Below are 14,956 nucleotides of genomic sequence, written 5' to 3' on the forward strand. Positions count from 1 at the left end.
GCATTTACCAGTAGTACTGCAGCGACTTGCCCCACTGGGTGCTGGCATAGCTGGTTTTCAGCTGCTTGAACCAGGCCTTGCGTTGCGCCGGTGTCACTTCCTTGCCGCCGCAACTGTTGTAGCCCGAGGGCGCGTAGCAGTTGATCGCCCGGAACAGCGCATAGGCCTTGTCGGCGGACGGCGCCTTGGCATCGGCGATCACGCTCTGGTAACCGTCGAGCCGTGAGTAGGTGCTGCCCTTGAACAGGGAAGGCGTCCCGCCCAGTTCATCCGAGCCGCGCTGGCTGTCCAGGGGCATGCCGTCCAGGCTGTTGCGCAGGATGAACTCGCCGAGGCAGTTCAACGCCTGCGGCTGCTTCGCGTCGGCTTGCAGGCTGGCCGCCGTTTCACCGATGGTCGGGCAGGTATAACCGGATTCGGCCTTGGCGCCGCTCCAGCGGAACAGCGTGAGCGGCTGGCCGCCGCTGTAGGTGTAGCCCAGGGACGCGCCCAACTTGCTGTCGGACGGCTCGGCGGGCAGCCGCTTGAGGTCCGCGGCGAAATCCGCGTAATGGCCCAGGCGCAGGTCCTTGTAGAGCAGCACGAACAACGCCGTATCACGCTCGGTGGACGGCGCACCCTGGGCGACCTGGCGCAGCAGGCCGGCATCGGCGATGTGCCGCAGCAGGATGTCGCGCACCTGCTCGGTCTTGATCGGCGAGTCGCCGGCAAAAACCTTGGCCACCTGCTGGCTGCGTTCGTAGTGATTGGCCAGGGCCAGCTCGATCTGCTCGCGTTGCAGCGGCTGGCGGACTTGCGGCAGCAATTTCAGCCAGAGGGCTTCGGCGCCGCTCCAGTCCTGTTTCGCTTCCAGGGCCAGGCCGCGCAGGACCTGCTGGCTGAAGGCGAGGTAGTCGAGTTTCGCCGGGATCTCGGTCGGCAGGCTCTTGAGCGCCAGCTCGGGGTTTTTCGCCACGTACAGCTGGTACGCCGCCAGCAGGTAGTCGTACAGCGCCGGTTGCGCGGCAAAGACCGGTTTCTGCGCCTGCAGGATCTCGAGGGTCAGCTTGGGCGCAGCGTTTTCGCCATAACCGGGGCGCATGCCCATCAGGTCGTCAAGGGCCTGGAACAGCGGCTGCTCGACCTTGCCACTACCAAATAGCAACTTGTTGTCGATCTCCTGTACCAGCTCGTCGGGCGTTACGTTGCGCTGCTCGGCCTTGGCCTGGCCCAGCTGCCAGAGGTATTCGGCCGCCTGCTTCTCGGAATCGCCCGCCAACCAGTAGACCCGACGCAACAGGCCGCGGGCGGAGGTCGCGTAGAGGCCCTCGGGCCAGGTCTTGAGGTAACGTTCGAAACCCTCTTCGGCCAGTTTCAACTGGGCCGCGTCGGCCTCTGCCTTGGTCGGCATGCCGTCGCTGTCGAAGGTATTCTGTTGCGCCAGGTTGAGGGCGGTGCGCGCCTGCATGTACTGCGCGGTCTCCTTCAGCCAGGGTTGCGAGCTGTCGCCCAGGCTGGCGAAGACCTTGGCCGCCTCGGCGAAGCGTCCGCTGTAGAAGTCGGTGGCGCCGCGCAGGTAGCTGGCAAACGCCTGGCCCTGGGCGGATTGCACGGCGGGGACCAGGCTGTCTTGCTGGGCCGGCTCCCAGGCGCAGGTGCCGAGCATCTGCACGCGACTGCGGGCCAGGGCCTGGCGCTCGGGGTCGGACAGCTCGGGGCTGCTCAGCAGTTGCTTGATAAAGGCCGTGGCGCTGTCGGTGTCGTTGCTGCGGCAGCGTCCACCCTCGCCAGACAGCAGCGAGCTGACGGCCGTGTCGCTGTTTTCGCGGGTGATGCCGAGCTTGGCCAGGGCCTCATCGAGGGGGACGGGCGCGCCCGGTTCGGCGCCGGCGCCCAGCGTCGGGGGGCTGTCGAGGCGGTTATTGGCGAACGGCACCGGGCCGAAGCCCGCGCCCAGGTCATCGCGGCTCACCGGGTTGGGCGCCAGGGGCAAGGCACCCTGGTCGGACAGCAGCAGGCGTAGGTTGACCCGGCTGTCGTTGCCCGGGCTCAGGAAGGCCAGGTTGCTGCAGCCGTCGAGGCCGTACTTGATCATCGACCAGCGCGGGTAGCAGCTGTCGTCGGAGCTGGCCAGGGCCTGTGAGCAGAAGCCGGCGCTCACCGCCAGCGCCAGAGAGGTCAGAAGTCCGATACGCATGAATTGTCCCTAATTCCGTGAACGAGCGGCGCCGAGGCCGGAAGTGGCGCAAATCATACCGAAGGTGAGTCGTAACACCTATGCTTGTAGCTGGCGTGGCGTTGCAGCCTGTGATCTGCCGCACATCGGCGGTCGCCCGGTTCTTTGCCGAGGATAGTGGCAATTGGCTTGACGGTTGGCATGGCTACCGTAGACTCGCGATTGTCCGACAAGGAGTCCCTTCTTATGTGGTGTTTGCGGGTAGTTTTGTTTGGGTTGTCCTGCATGGCGTGCCTGGCTCAGGCGCAGACGCCGGCCGAGGCTGATCCGTTGCTGGACAACAATGCGGCCGGGGCGCATGCCGTCGCGGCCAGCGAGGCCCGTGGCGTGCTGCGTGCCCGTGACCAGGCGATGCTCGCCAGCGAGCTGTCGGGGCGTATCGTCGAGTTGCCCTACAGTGAAGGGGAAACCTTCAAGCAGGGCGACACCCTGGCCCGTTTCGACTGTTCGGCCTATCAGGCCCAGCTCAATGCCGCCCAGGCCGCCAGCCGGGGCGCCAGTGAGGAGCTGGCCCACAATAAACAGTTGGCGTCATTGAACTCCGTCGGCCGTTTCGAGGTGGCCCGCGCCGAGGCCAAGCTCGCCGAGACCCAGGCCCAGTCCCAGGTCTACCAGGTGCAGGTCAAGCGTTGCAGCGTGGTCGCGCCCTATGACGGGCAGGTCGTGCAGCGCAAGGTCCAGCGCTACGAAAGCGTCTCGGCCGGAGCGCCGATGCTGGAGATCGTCGACAACCGGACCCTGGAAATCCACCTGCTGGTGCCGTCGCGCTGGATGGGCAAGCTCAAGGCCGGCCAGACCTTCAGCTTCGTGCCGGATGAAACCGGCCAGCCCTTGACCGCCACCATCAAGCGCCTGGGCGCGCGGATCGATGAAGGCAGCCAGACCCTGTTGCTGGTGGCCAGCCTGCCCAAGGCCGAGGGGCTGCTGGCGGGCATGAGCGGCACGGCGCGTTTCGAGGCGCTGAAGTGAACGCGCCCGCGGCGGGTGCCGTAGAGCGGGTGTTCGCCCAGTTCCTCGACCTCGAACGCCAGACCCGCGCCGCCCGCACCACCGAGCAGCTTGCTTATAGCTTGGTCAACGACGGCCAGGCGCTGTTCGGCTTTCGCCACGCCGCCCTGCTGATCGCCGGCAAGGTGCGGGCGGTGACCGGGATCAGTTCGGTGGAGCCGAATGCACCGTTTGTCGCGTTCGTCGAACACGCCGTGGCGCAGATCTTCAAGCTGGAAAGGGCCAAGCCCGCAACCGTGGTGCCGATGGAGGCCTTCAGTACCTCGGTGCGCGAGGACTGGCAGAGCCTGTCGGCGCCCCAGGTCTTCTGGTTGCCGTTGCTCGATCCCAAGGGTGAGGTCTTCGGTGGTCTGTGGCTGGCCCGCGACAATCCCTGGAGCCCTTCCGAACAGGTGCTGCTGGCGCAATTGGGCGACACCTACGGCCATGCCTGGCTCGCCTTGCAGCCGCGCCGGCCCTGGCGTTTGCGCTTCACCCGCAAGCGCCAGGCGTTGCTGGTGGCCGCGGCGTTGCTGAGCCTGTTGATTCCGGTGCGCCAGTCGGTACTGGCGCCCGCGGAAGTGGTGCCGCTGGCCGGTCGGGTGGTGGCGGCGCCGCTGGACGGGGTGATTGCCGAATTCCTGGTCAAGCCCAACCAGACAGTGAAGACCGGCGACCTGCTGGTGCGCTTCGAAAGCACCACCCTCAAGGCCCAGGCCGATGTGGCCCAGCGCGCCCTTGGCGTGGCCGAAGCCGAATTGAAGGCCAATGCCCAGCGGGCCTTCGCCGATGCCGAGTCGAGCTCGAAGATCGACTTGCTGGCGGCGCGGGTCGAGCAGAAACGCGCCGAACGCGATTATGCCGCCGAGTTGCTCAAACGTAGCGAAGTGCGCGCCGAACGTGACGGTATCGCCGTGTTCGCCGATGCAGAACGCTGGACCGGCAAGCCGGTGCAGACCGGTGAACGGCTGATGGAAATCGCCGACCCGACCCAGGCCGAACTGCGCATCGAGCTGGCGGTCGGCGATGCCATTGCCCTGGCGTCCGACGCCGAAGTCGCGCTATTCCTCGACAGCGATCCCTTGCAACGTTACTCGGCCAAGCTGGAGCGGGTGGCCTACGAGGCGCAATCGACCCCGGCCGGGCAGTTGGCGTATCGGCTGGATGCTGGCTTCATCGATACGCCCGTACCGCGCATCGGCTTGCGCGGCACGGCGAAACTCTTCGGCCAGCGCGCGCCGCTGGCCCTGTACCTGCTGCGCCGGCCATTGGCCGGGCTGCGCCAGAGTGTGGGGTTGTAATGAACCTGCCCAGCCTGCGCGCGGATCTGCAGCTCACCGCCGCCTCCCCGGCACTCGACGGTTCGCCGCGCTGGACCCTGGCCGACCCGGTACGCGGGCGTTATTTCAAGCTCGGTGCCCAGGCCATCCGCCTGCTGCGGCATTGGTCGCTGGGCGATCCGGCGCAGGTGCTGCAGGCGGCGAACCGCGAGCCGGGCCTGCCATTGGGCGATCCGGAGCTGGAACAATTGCTGGGCTTTCTGCGCAGCCATGACCTGATCGCCTCGCTGGACCCGCAACAGCGCGCCAGCTATGCCTGGAAAGCCGCCGCGTCGCGCCAGAGCCTGTGGCAGATGGCGCTGCATCAATACCTGTTTTTCCGCATTCCCTTGTGGCGCCCGGATGCCTTTCTCAATCGCGTCTGGCCCTGGCTGCAACGCTTCGGCCCGCGCCTGTTGCGCTACGGTTTGCCGGCGACCCTGGGGCTGGGGGTGTTCCTGGTCTCGCGGGATTGGGAGCGCTTCCTCTCGACCTTTCCGCACCTGTTCAGCCTCGGCGGGGCCATGGCCTTCGGCGTGGCGCTGTTCTTCGCCAAGCTCTGCCACGAGTTCGGCCATGCCTTCATGGCCAAGCGCGCCGGTTGTCGGGTGCAAAGCATGGGCGTGGCCTTCATGGTCCTGCTGCCGTTGTTCTACACCGATGTCAGCGATGCCTGGCGGGTCAACGACCGCAAGGCGCGCTTGCTGATCGGTGCCGGCGGGGTCCTCGCCGAGATGGTGCTGGCCTGTATCGCCCTGCTGGCCTGGTCGCTGTTGCCGGACGGGCCGGCGCGCACGGCGGCGTTCATGCTCGCCAGCGCCACCTGGCTGACCACCCTGGCGGTCAACCTCAATCCGTTCATGCGCTTCGACGGTTATTTTCTGCTCAGCGATTTCTGGGAAGTCGACAACCTTCAGGGGCGGGCCTTTGCCTTGTGCCGCTGGCGTTTGCGCGAGGCCTTGTTCGGCTACGCCGAGCCCGCGCCCGAGCCCTGGTCGGCGGCGATGCGCCGGCGGCTGCTGGCTTGGGGTTTTCTGTCCTGGCTATGGCGCGCGGCGTTGTTTTTCGGGATCGCCCTGGCGGTCTATCACCTGTTCTTCAAGTTGCTGGGCATTTTCCTGATGCTGGTGGAGCTGGGCTGGTTCATCTTCCTGCCGATTTTCAAGGAGACCCGCGAATGGTGGTCGCGGCGTGAGCAGGCGCATACCCCACGGGTGCTGCTCAGCGGCCTGGGCCTGTTGGCGCTGCTGTTGCTGGTGGCCGTGCCCTGGCGCAGCAGCGTGGAGCTGCCGGTGATGCTCGAGGCCGGGCGGGTCACGGCCCTGCATGCGCCGGTCGCCGCGCGGGTCAAGCAGGTGAATGTGCATGACGGCGAGCGGGTCGAGCAGGGCGCGGTGCTGGTGGAGCTGGAGTCGCCGGATGTCGACTCGCGGCTGATCATCGTGCGGCGCGAAATCGATATCCTGCAATTGCAGATGCGCCGTCAGGCCGGGCGCAGCGAAACGGCGGCGGATGTCGGCATTCTCGAACAGCGGCTGGCGGAGTCGGTGGCTGAATACCGCGGCTTGCAGGCCCGCCGCGAGCGCTTGTTGTTGCGCGCGCCGCAGGCCGGCCAGGTGCGCGACCTGATGCCGCAATTGGCGGTCGGGCGCTGGGTGTCGACCAAGGAACCCCTGGCGCGGATCGTCGAGGACGGTACTCGCTTGCGCGGTTACCTGGCCGAAGAGGACTTGTGGCGGGTTGCACCGGGGGCGCAGGGACGCTTTGTCGCCGACGACCCGATGCGTCCGGCCTGGCCGGTGGAGCTGCTGGATGTCGACGCCAATGGCGTGGCGGCCATCGACCAGGAAGCCCTGACTTCCGATCACCACGGCCCGATTGCCGTGCGCCGGGACGAAAACCGCCGTCCGGAACCGGTGCAGGCGCAATACGGCGCCCGCCTGCGGTCGCTAGAGGAGGTGCCGACGCCGAGCCATCCGCTGCGCGGCGTGGCGGTGCTGCAAGGGCGCAGTGAGTCGCTGCTGGGCACGGCCTGGCGACGTATGGCCGCGCTGGGCGTGCGGGAGAGTGGTTTCTAGTCGTTACAACGGTACAGGGAGTCCAACCGATGTTGAACAATTCGTCGGCCGCCGGTTTGTCCATGCGGCCCTCACGGCCTACCGATGCGCCCTTTCTGCAGAGCCTTTACCAGTCGGCCCGCCCCGAGTTGCAGTGGATCGACGCCGAGCCCGAACTGATCGAGCAGGTGGTTGCCCAGCAGTTCCAGGTGCAGGATCAGGGGATCGGCGAGCACTTCCCCAATGCGATGCACTACGTGGTGGAAAAGCTCGACACCCCCATCGGTGTGCTCAGCGCCGACTTCGGTCCCAATGAAATCCGCGTGCTGTACCTGGCCTTTATCCCGGCGGCCCGTGGCCAGGGTTTTGGTCGCAGTGTGCTGCAAGGGGTGCAAAGGGCCGCCGAGCAGGTGCGCTGCCCGGTGGCGACGGTGGTCTGGGCCAGCAATCCCCAGGCGCGCCAGCATTACCTGGCGCTGGGGTTCCGGGTCGAGGAGAGTACGCCGGCGGCCGAGCGGCTGGTGTGGTATCCGGGTTTCAGTTGAAGATGATGCTGAAGTAACCCAGGGCCGGGTCGCGCCCCAGGGCCGGCTCACGGGAGACGAAGACGGCGTCCACGCGCCCCAGTTGCGGTAGTTCCAGGGTGCACAGGCCATCGACGAAATCCGTCGGTCCCAGGCTGCGCAACAGCACGTTGAAGGGCGTCCGGGTGTTTTCCGGCAAGCGCGATTGCGGGCGCAGCTCGATCGCTTCGACTTGGATCGGCAACTGGCTGCCGTCGGGCAGGTGCAGCGGGCAGGGCTGGTTCACCAGTGCCTGGAAGTGTTCACTTGAAACCTGTTGCAGCATCGATATTCTCCGTCATGCACGGTAAACGGGGCGCCCGTGTCGGCGCCGGGCACGATGATATTTCTGTGGTGGAACACCGACCTGTGGGAGCCGGCTTGCTGGCGATGGCGTCCGGATGGGCGCCTTAAGGCTCAAGGGCCTCATCGCTGCGATGCGGCGACCCGACAAGCCAGCTCCTACAAGGTTCTGCGGCGCTTTCCTGATCAGTTGCGGGTAGGGAAGATCCCTTGCAGGGCGATGCAGAAGTTCACCGCCAGGAAAGGGTTCATCGTCCCCAGTGGTATGTTGCTGCCGGGTAGGGCCAGGGTGCCGGTGAAGGTGCTGGTCACGCCTTGCAGGGCGACCGGTGACGTGCCCTGCGCGTCGGAGTAGATCGCAGCTTCGGACGGCCCGGCGGTCGGGGATGCACCGATGAAGGAGTGGCTGGCGCTCGGTGTCGGGGATGCGTTGCTGGGGGTAGCCGCCAGGTTGACAGTGGTTTTGAGGGTCAGGCCGGTGGTCGGGATCGCTACGTTTGGCAGGTTGGAGCCCAGGATAGACACACTTTCGTTGCCGCCGTCTTCGCCCATGACCCGTGGCGTCAGGCCTGGTCCAGTCCCCTGGCCGATGGGAAGCCGGCCTTGCAGGTTAGGCAGACCGAAGTTGCTCTGGCCGTTGCCGCCATAGGTCGTTCCCAGCAGTGCGAACAACGTCTGATATTGCGAAAGAGACAGCAGTTGTCCGCCGCATTGTGCCCAGTAGCGGGGTGCGAAGTTGAAGCCGAACATCTGGATAGAGCCGATAAATACTTCCATAGATCCTTATCCTTCAGCTGTGTTGAGTGAGGTGCCGCGCCCGGTGGAGCCTGTTCCGGTCTTCGTGAGCACCGTCTGATAGGGTAGCGGGTGCCATGGACCATGCCCGTTTTTTTGCGTGGTCGAGGTCGTGATTGGAACAGTCAGGCAAGGCGATGTCGTTCTAGCCTACAATCAGCGCGTCATACCCCCCTGGGTGGGTGCAGTTGTCGATTTTTTTGAGGATGGTGATGGGCGTTCCGAGTAATGATGAAGCAGCACAGCAACTTTATTGTCAGCCTGTCATGTATCCGCAATCTTTTGCCCAGCTACTTCGTGAACCCTGGCTGATAGGCCTTGTGCTGTTGGCGGTGGGGTTGCGCCTTTATGAACTGACGGCCTCGGCGATCTGGGGCGACGAAGGCTCCAGCCTGCTGCTGGCCCAGTATTCGCTGGCCGGCATCTGGTTCCATGCGTCCCACGATGTCCATCCGCCGCTGTATTTCATGCTGCTGCATGTCTGGGTCGGCCTGTTCGGCGATTCCATCCTGTCGATCCGGATGATGAGCGCGGTGCCCGGGGTGGCTGTGGTGCTTCTCGGCACCTGGCTGGCGCACCTGATTGCCAGTCGACGGGCGACAATGCTGACCTGCCTGCTGCTGACCCTGCTGCCCACGGCCGTGCGCTACAGCCAGGAAATACGCATGTATTCGCTGATGGGCGTGTGGCTGCTGGGGGCGACCATCGCGCTGGTGTATTGGGTCCGCGAGCCCGCGCGCAAGCGTTACCTGGTGATCTACACGCTGCTGATGGCGGCCGCGTTCTATACCCACTACTTCTCGGCGTTGTGCGTGCTGTCGCACTGGCTCTATCTGCTGGTGATCCGCCGCCAGCCCGGCAGCGCGCACCGCTACATCGCCCGCCGCGAGTGGTGGCTGGCCAACGTGGCGATCGTGCTGCTGTTCCTGCCCTGGTTGCCGGGGCTGATCGACCTGGTGCGGCACATGGAGGACCTGAAGGTCGGCGGTGATGTCGGCTGGGAGCCGGCGGTCACCTTGAGCTCGCTGCCGTCGATGATCTGGCAACTGATGGCGCAGGACGACGGGGAAAGCATGCCGCTGTGGCTGTTCGCCACCCTGCCGAGCGTCATGGCGGCCGTGGCGGTGTTCCTCGTCTGGACCGATCGCAGTCGCTATCATTTCGACACCATGGTGGTGATCTACAGCGCGCTGCCGCTGGTGCTGGTGTTCGCCATCTCGTTCGTCTCGCCGGTGTTCATCGAGCGCTACCTGACCGTGCCGGCCCTCGGCCTGCCGATCATCCTGGCCGTGGCCATCGACCGCCTGGCGCAGCGTTTCAAGGGCCTGGCCATGCTCCTGCTGGTGGCGGTCCTGGCGGTGGAGGGCGTGGGCTTGAGGAACAACTACATCGTCGACGTCAACGACCAGTTCAACAATATGGTCGAGTACATGAACCGCCACACGGTCGCCGGCGACCAGGTCGTACTGGGCGACATGTTCTGGTACCTCACCTGGGGCTACTACGACAAAAGTGCCACCGCGCCACGCCTGTATACGCCGCCGACCGCCAAGGGTGTGTCGACCCGGCCCAACAGCTATGGTTTTGGCACCTTGATCGATGAAAACGCCGGCGTCTACCTCGATCGTCTGGAAGACCTGCCCCAGGGTAATGGGCGGGTCTGGCTGGTGATGAGTCGGGAGGCGCCGGATGAATTCCCGTCCATTCCGGCCAATTGGCGAAAAATTGACCAGCATGCAGGCGGCGATACCCAGGCGGTTTTATATGAGGTCTGCCATCCTGTGTGTAGCAGTCACTAACCGCCAAAGGCTTGATATAGAACCATCATTCGTATCAAAGGCCCATAAGCTGCGCTGTTTATGGGCCTTTCCGGCTTAAAGACCTTACGATTGATGTCAAAATACTACTAGTGCGAAATAGTCTCTTACGCTACGCTTTGTCCTACAAATGGACTTACGTCTAGGGTGAAGGGATGCGCAGCTTTCATTTCATTTCCGGCTTACCGCGCTCAGGGTCGACCCTGCTGTCCGCCATCCTCTTGCAGAACCCACGTTTTCATGCCGGCATGAGCAGTCCGGTCGGCACCCTGTTCAACAGCGTGCTGGACCAGTGCAGCGCCGGCAGCGAATTCGGCTCGGTGATCGATACCGACATGCGCCGCCGCCTGTTGCGCGGACTGTTCGAGTCCTATTACGCCGACAAGACCGGGCAATCGGTGGTTTTCGATACCAATCGCCAGTGGTCGTCGCGCCTACCCGCGCTGATGGACCTGTTTCCCCAGTCCAAGGTCATCGCCTGCGTGCGTAATGTCGCCTGGGTCATGGACAGCCTCGAGCGGCTGTACCGCGCCAATCCCTTCGAGAACACCAAGCTGTTCAACGACGAGATCGAGCGCAACACCGTCTACAGCCGTTGCGAAACCCTGGCCCAGCGCAATCGCCTGGTGGGGTTCGCCTGGACGGCGCTCAAGGAAGCCTATTACGGCGAACACGCCGACTCCCTGCTGCTGGTCGATTACGACCTGCTGTCCCAGGCCCCGGAGCGGGTGTTGCGGCTGGTCTACGACTTTATCGGCGAACCCTGGTTCGAGCACGATTTCGAGCACCTGGTGTATGACGCGCCGGAATTCGACCAGGCCCTCGGGGTCACCGGCCTGCACAAGGTCAAGCCCAAGGTGGCGATGGAGCCACGGCGCACGATCCTGCCGCCGGACCTGTTCGAAAAATATGCGGAGTTGTCTTTCTGGAACGATGGTTCAGCCAGCGCCGCCAATGTCATTCGCATGAAAACCAACACCGCGACCAGTTGATCGCGGTTTTTTATTCCGACAAAAAAAACGTTGAGCGCACGAGCGCTCGAGTGCAGGTGAAACATGTGGTGGAGCAAACAGAAATCGCGGTCTGAAGGCGTGAGAACCCTGGTTTCACCCATGATCATCCCTCTCGAGCCGCGCATGCTGTTCGACGGTGCCGTGGCGGCCACCGTGGCCGAGGCCGCGCAGCCGGCCAACCACGCGACGACCGATGCGGCGAAGGCGCCGGCCACCGATCATGCGGCCGCGACCACCGATACCCACACGCAAACCGATACCACGCATACGGCCACGACCACGGCGACTCCGACGCCGACCGCCGTACCTGGCCAGTCGGTGGTCTTCGTCGACTCGCGGGTCCAGGATTTCGACAGCCTGCTCAAGGGTGTCGCCCCCGGCACCCAGGTGGTGGTCTTGCAGGCCGGCAAGGACGGCCTGCAACAGATCGCCGATTACCTGGACGGCCACAAGAACGTAAGTACCGTGGAAATCATCGCCCACGGCAACTCGGGCGACCTGTGGCTGGGCGGCACTTATCTCTCGTCCAGTAACGTCGCGGCGCGGGCCGACGTGCTGGCGCGCATCGGCAATGACATGAATGTCGGTGGCGATATCCTGATCTACGCCTGTAACACCGCCGAAGGCGCCACCGGCCTCGCCTTTGTCGACTCCCTGGCGCAATACACCGGGCGCGATATCGCCGCCTCGACCAACCGCACGGGCCTCGGCGGCGACTGGACCCTGGAAGTGTCCACCGGCACCATCGAAAGCCACAACGTGCTCTCGGCCCAAGCCATGGCGGCGTACCAGTACGGTCTGTCGACCCTCACGGTGACCAACAACGGCGACAGTGGCGTCGGCTCGCTACGCCAGGCCCTGAGCGATGCGGTGTCGGGCGATATCGTTACCTTCAGCACCACCATGACGGTCAACCTGAATTCGCAACTGATCGTCACCAAGAACCTCACCGTCGAAGGCGACCTGAACCACGACGGCGTTGCCGATGTCACCCTCAACGGGCAGTACAAGACCCAGGTGATCAGGGTCAACTCCGGGGTCACCGCGACCCTGGACGGCCTGGTCATTACCCAGGGGCTGGCGGCGGGCAACGGCGCGCCGGCCGGGGTCGACGGCACCGCGGCGATGGGTGGCGGTATTTTCAACGCCGGTAATCTGACCCTGAACAATGTCACGGTGACCAGCAACGCGGCCTCGGGCGGCGGCGGCGGCGGCGGGGTCACGTCACCCTACGTCGGTGGCGCAGTCGGTGGCGGTGGCGGCGGCGGCGGTGCGCTTGGCGGACAAAATGGTGGCCATGGTGGTACCTCGGGCTTCGGCACGGGGGTCTATGGCGGTACCGCCGGCACCGCCAACCACGGCGGTAACGGCGGCGGCTACAACCCCAACTACATGGGCGGCAGGGGTGGTAGCAGCAGCGGCGGCTCGGGCGGTGTAGGCGCCGCCAACTACAGTAACGGCGGGGCCGGCGGGACGGCGAACAACGGCACCATTTCCATTGGCGGCGGCGGTGGCGGCTCCGGTTGGGACAAGCCTGGCCGCGCCGGTTCCTCGGCCAGCGGCGGTATCTACAACGCCAGCACCGGTACCCTGACCGTCGTCGGCACCTCGGTAATTTCCAACAACATCGCTGCCGGCGGCGGTGGTGGCGGCGGCGGCGGCCTGGGCGGCTCCGCCGACCCGGCTGGCGCGGGCGGTAAAGGTGTCGGCGCGATCTGGAACAAAGGCACGCTGTTGATGACCGCCGCCAACTTCGCGGCCATGAGCGGCAACGTCGGTGGCAGCGGTTCCGGTGGTATGGCGTTGGGCGGAGGCAGCAACGGGACCTCGCCGGCGGCCGTGAACAATATCTTCAACGACGGCGGCACGCTGAACACCGCCTATGCGCCAGCACCGACCGCGACCATCGTGGTCACCAACACGGCCCAGCACATCGGCAGCACCTCGCTGGTGACCATTACCTTCAACCAGGCGGTGACGGGGTTCACCAACGCCGACTTGACGGTGTCCAACGGTACCCTGAGCGCGGTCGCCTCCAGTGACGGCGGCACCACCTGGACCGCGACCTTCACCCCGAATTCGAGCGTCACCAGCGCCACCAACCATATCGTCCTGGACAATACCGGGGTCAACAGCGCCTCGACGGGCACGCCGGGGAGCGGCACCACCTCGTCGAACAACTACGCCATCGACACCGTGCGGCCGACCGCGACCGTTGCGGTGAGCGGCTCTACGCTGAGCACCACGGCCCCCGGCACGGTGACCATCACCTTCAGCGAAGCGGTGAGCAGTTTCAGTCTGGCCGACATGACGGCCTCCAACGGCACCCTGAGCAACCTGACCACCAGCGACAACATCACCTGGACCGCAACCTTGACGCCGACCGCGAGCAACATCAGCAGCGGCAACGTCATTACCCTGGACAACACCCTCTATACCGATACCGCGACCAACGCCGGTACCGGCACGACCACCTCCAATACCTATACGATCGACACCGTGCGGCCGACCGCGAGCATCGTGGTGGCCAACAACGCGCTGAACATCGGCGGCACCTCCCTGGTGACCATCACCTTCAGCGAAGCGGTCACCGGCTTCACCAACGCCGACCTGACCGTCGCCGACGGCACCTTGAGCGCGGTGAGCAGCAGCGACGGCGGCGTCACCTGGACCGCGACCCTGACGCCGACCGCCGGGGTTGCCCATACCGGCGATGTCATCACCCTGAACAACGCCGGGGTCAGCGACGTGGCGGGCAATGCCGGCAGCGGCACCACCAGCTCGAACAGCTACGCCGTCGACACCCAGCGGCCGACTGCGACCATAGTCTTCGGCAATACCAACCTGGGCATCGGTCAGACCTCGCCAGTCACCATCACCTTCAGCGAAGCGGTGACCGGTTTCAGCAACGCCGACCTGACGGTCTCCAATGGCACCCTGAGCGCAGTGAGCAGCAGCGACGGCGGCGTGACCTGGACCGCGACGTTCACGCCGACGGCGAGTATCGTCAGCGCGAGCAACCACGTCACCCTGGACAACACCACCGTCCAGGACGCGGCGGGCAACGCCGGCAGCGGCACCACCACGTCCAACAACTATGCCATCGACGGCGTGCGCCCGACCGCGACCGTGGTGGTCGCGCATAGCTCCATGAAAATCGGCGACACCTCGCTGGTGACCATCACCTTCAGCGAAGCGGTGACCGGTTTCACCAACGCCGACCTGACGATCGCCGATGGCACCTTGAGCGCGGTAAGCAGCAGCGACGGCGGTATCACCTGGACCGCGACCTTTACCCCGACGTCGAATATCACCAATACCACCAACGTCATCACCCTGGACAACACCGGGGTACAGGACGGGGCGGGCAACGCCGGGACTGGTACCACCACCTCCAACAACTACGCCATCGACACCCAGCGTCCGACCGCGACCATCGTCGTCGCCGACCCGACGCTCACCGCTGGCGAAACCTCGTTGGTGACCATCACCTTCAGCGAAGCGGTGAGCGGTCTCACCCTGGCCGACCTGAGCACCGGCCACGGTAGTCTGAGCGGTTTGAGCAGCAGCGACGGCGGCGTCACCTGGACCGCGACGCTCACCCCGAACACCGCAACCAACAGCGCGACCAACGCCATCACCTTGGCCAATACCGGTGTCCAGGATGCGGCGGGCAACGCAGGCGCGGGCACCACCAGTTCGGCGAACTTCACCATCGACACCGTGCTCCCCACGGCGACCATCATTGTGGGGAACCCGTCGATGAAAATCGGCGACACCGCGCTGGTGACCATCACCTTCGACGAGGCGGTGACCGGTTTCACCAATGCCGACCTGACCGTTTCCAACGGCACCCTGAGCGCTGTCAGCTCCAGCGACGGCGGCAT

General features: G+C 65.2%; 10 protein-coding genes. 7 read left to right on the top strand and 3 right to left on the bottom strand.

Annotation, left to right across the window (positions count from 1 at the left end):
- Positions 1–4 precede the first annotated feature (4 nt).
- Complete coding sequence (locus UCMB321_RS27760) at positions 5–2,176, bottom strand: PA5441 family protein (RefSeq protein WP_040071916.1); 2,172 nt, start codon at positions 2,174–2,176, stop codon at positions 5–7.
- A gap of 225 nt (positions 2,177–2,401) precedes the next feature.
- Here UCMB321_RS27760 and UCMB321_RS27765 point away from each other — a divergent pair, with 225 nt between their 5' ends.
- From UCMB321_RS27765 to UCMB321_RS27780, 4 genes are read left to right on the top strand one after another with little or no spacing between them, the layout of a single operon-like run.
- Complete coding sequence (locus tag UCMB321_RS27765) at positions 2,402–3,184, top strand: efflux RND transporter periplasmic adaptor subunit (RefSeq protein ID WP_040071917.1); 783 nt, start codon at positions 2,402–2,404, stop codon at positions 3,182–3,184.
- Entirely contained in the window at positions 3,181–4,503 is a 1,323-nt protein-coding gene (locus UCMB321_RS27770) for an efflux RND transporter periplasmic adaptor subunit (protein WP_040071918.1), read from the top strand. The genes UCMB321_RS27765 and UCMB321_RS27770 overlap by 4 nt, the downstream gene beginning before the upstream one ends.
- On the top strand, positions 4,503–6,599 hold the full coding sequence (locus UCMB321_RS27775) for a site-2 protease family protein (RefSeq protein WP_040071919.1): 2,097 nt from the start codon (positions 4,503–4,505) through the stop codon (positions 6,597–6,599). Before UCMB321_RS27770 ends, UCMB321_RS27775 begins: the two co-directional genes overlap by 1 nt.
- A 29-nt stretch (positions 6,600–6,628) precedes the next feature.
- Positions 6,629–7,123, top strand: a complete 495-nt coding sequence (locus UCMB321_RS27780; RefSeq protein ID WP_040071921.1) for a GNAT family N-acetyltransferase — start codon at positions 6,629–6,631, stop codon at positions 7,121–7,123.
- Here UCMB321_RS27780 and UCMB321_RS27785 read toward each other — a convergent pair.
- Positions 7,116–7,427: a DUF6916 family protein gene (locus tag UCMB321_RS27785; RefSeq protein WP_040071922.1), complete on the bottom strand. Its 312-nt coding sequence runs from the start codon at positions 7,425–7,427 to the stop codon at positions 7,116–7,118. The two genes, UCMB321_RS27780 and UCMB321_RS27785, sit on opposite strands and share 8 nt — an antisense overlap.
- Positions 7,428–7,630: 203 nt before the next feature.
- Positions 7,631–8,221: a phage tail protein gene (locus tag UCMB321_RS27790; RefSeq protein ID WP_040071923.1), complete on the bottom strand. Its 591-nt coding sequence runs from the start codon at positions 8,219–8,221 to the stop codon at positions 7,631–7,633.
- A 284-nt stretch (positions 8,222–8,505) separates the two neighbouring features.
- Here UCMB321_RS27790 and UCMB321_RS27795 point away from each other — a divergent pair, with 284 nt between their 5' ends.
- From UCMB321_RS27795 to UCMB321_RS27805, 3 genes are all read left to right on the top strand, one after another.
- Complete coding sequence (locus tag UCMB321_RS27795; protein ID WP_245220861.1) at positions 8,506–10,038, top strand: glycosyltransferase family 39 protein; 1,533 nt, start codon at positions 8,506–8,508, stop codon at positions 10,036–10,038.
- A gap of 173 nt (positions 10,039–10,211) precedes the next feature.
- Positions 10,212–11,048 carry a sulfotransferase family protein gene (locus UCMB321_RS27800; protein WP_040071925.1) on the top strand — a complete coding sequence of 279 codons (837 nt, stop codon included), beginning with the start codon at positions 10,212–10,214 and terminating at the stop codon, positions 11,046–11,048.
- 120 nt (positions 11,049–11,168) lie between these two features.
- The coding region (locus UCMB321_RS27805; protein WP_040071926.1) for an Ig-like domain-containing protein at positions 11,169–14,956 on the top strand (3,788 nt) is incomplete at its 3' end.

It is taken from the genome of Pseudomonas batumici, assembly GCF_000820515.1.
Taxonomy (GTDB): Bacteria; Pseudomonadota; Gammaproteobacteria; order Pseudomonadales; family Pseudomonadaceae; genus Aquipseudomonas; species Aquipseudomonas batumici.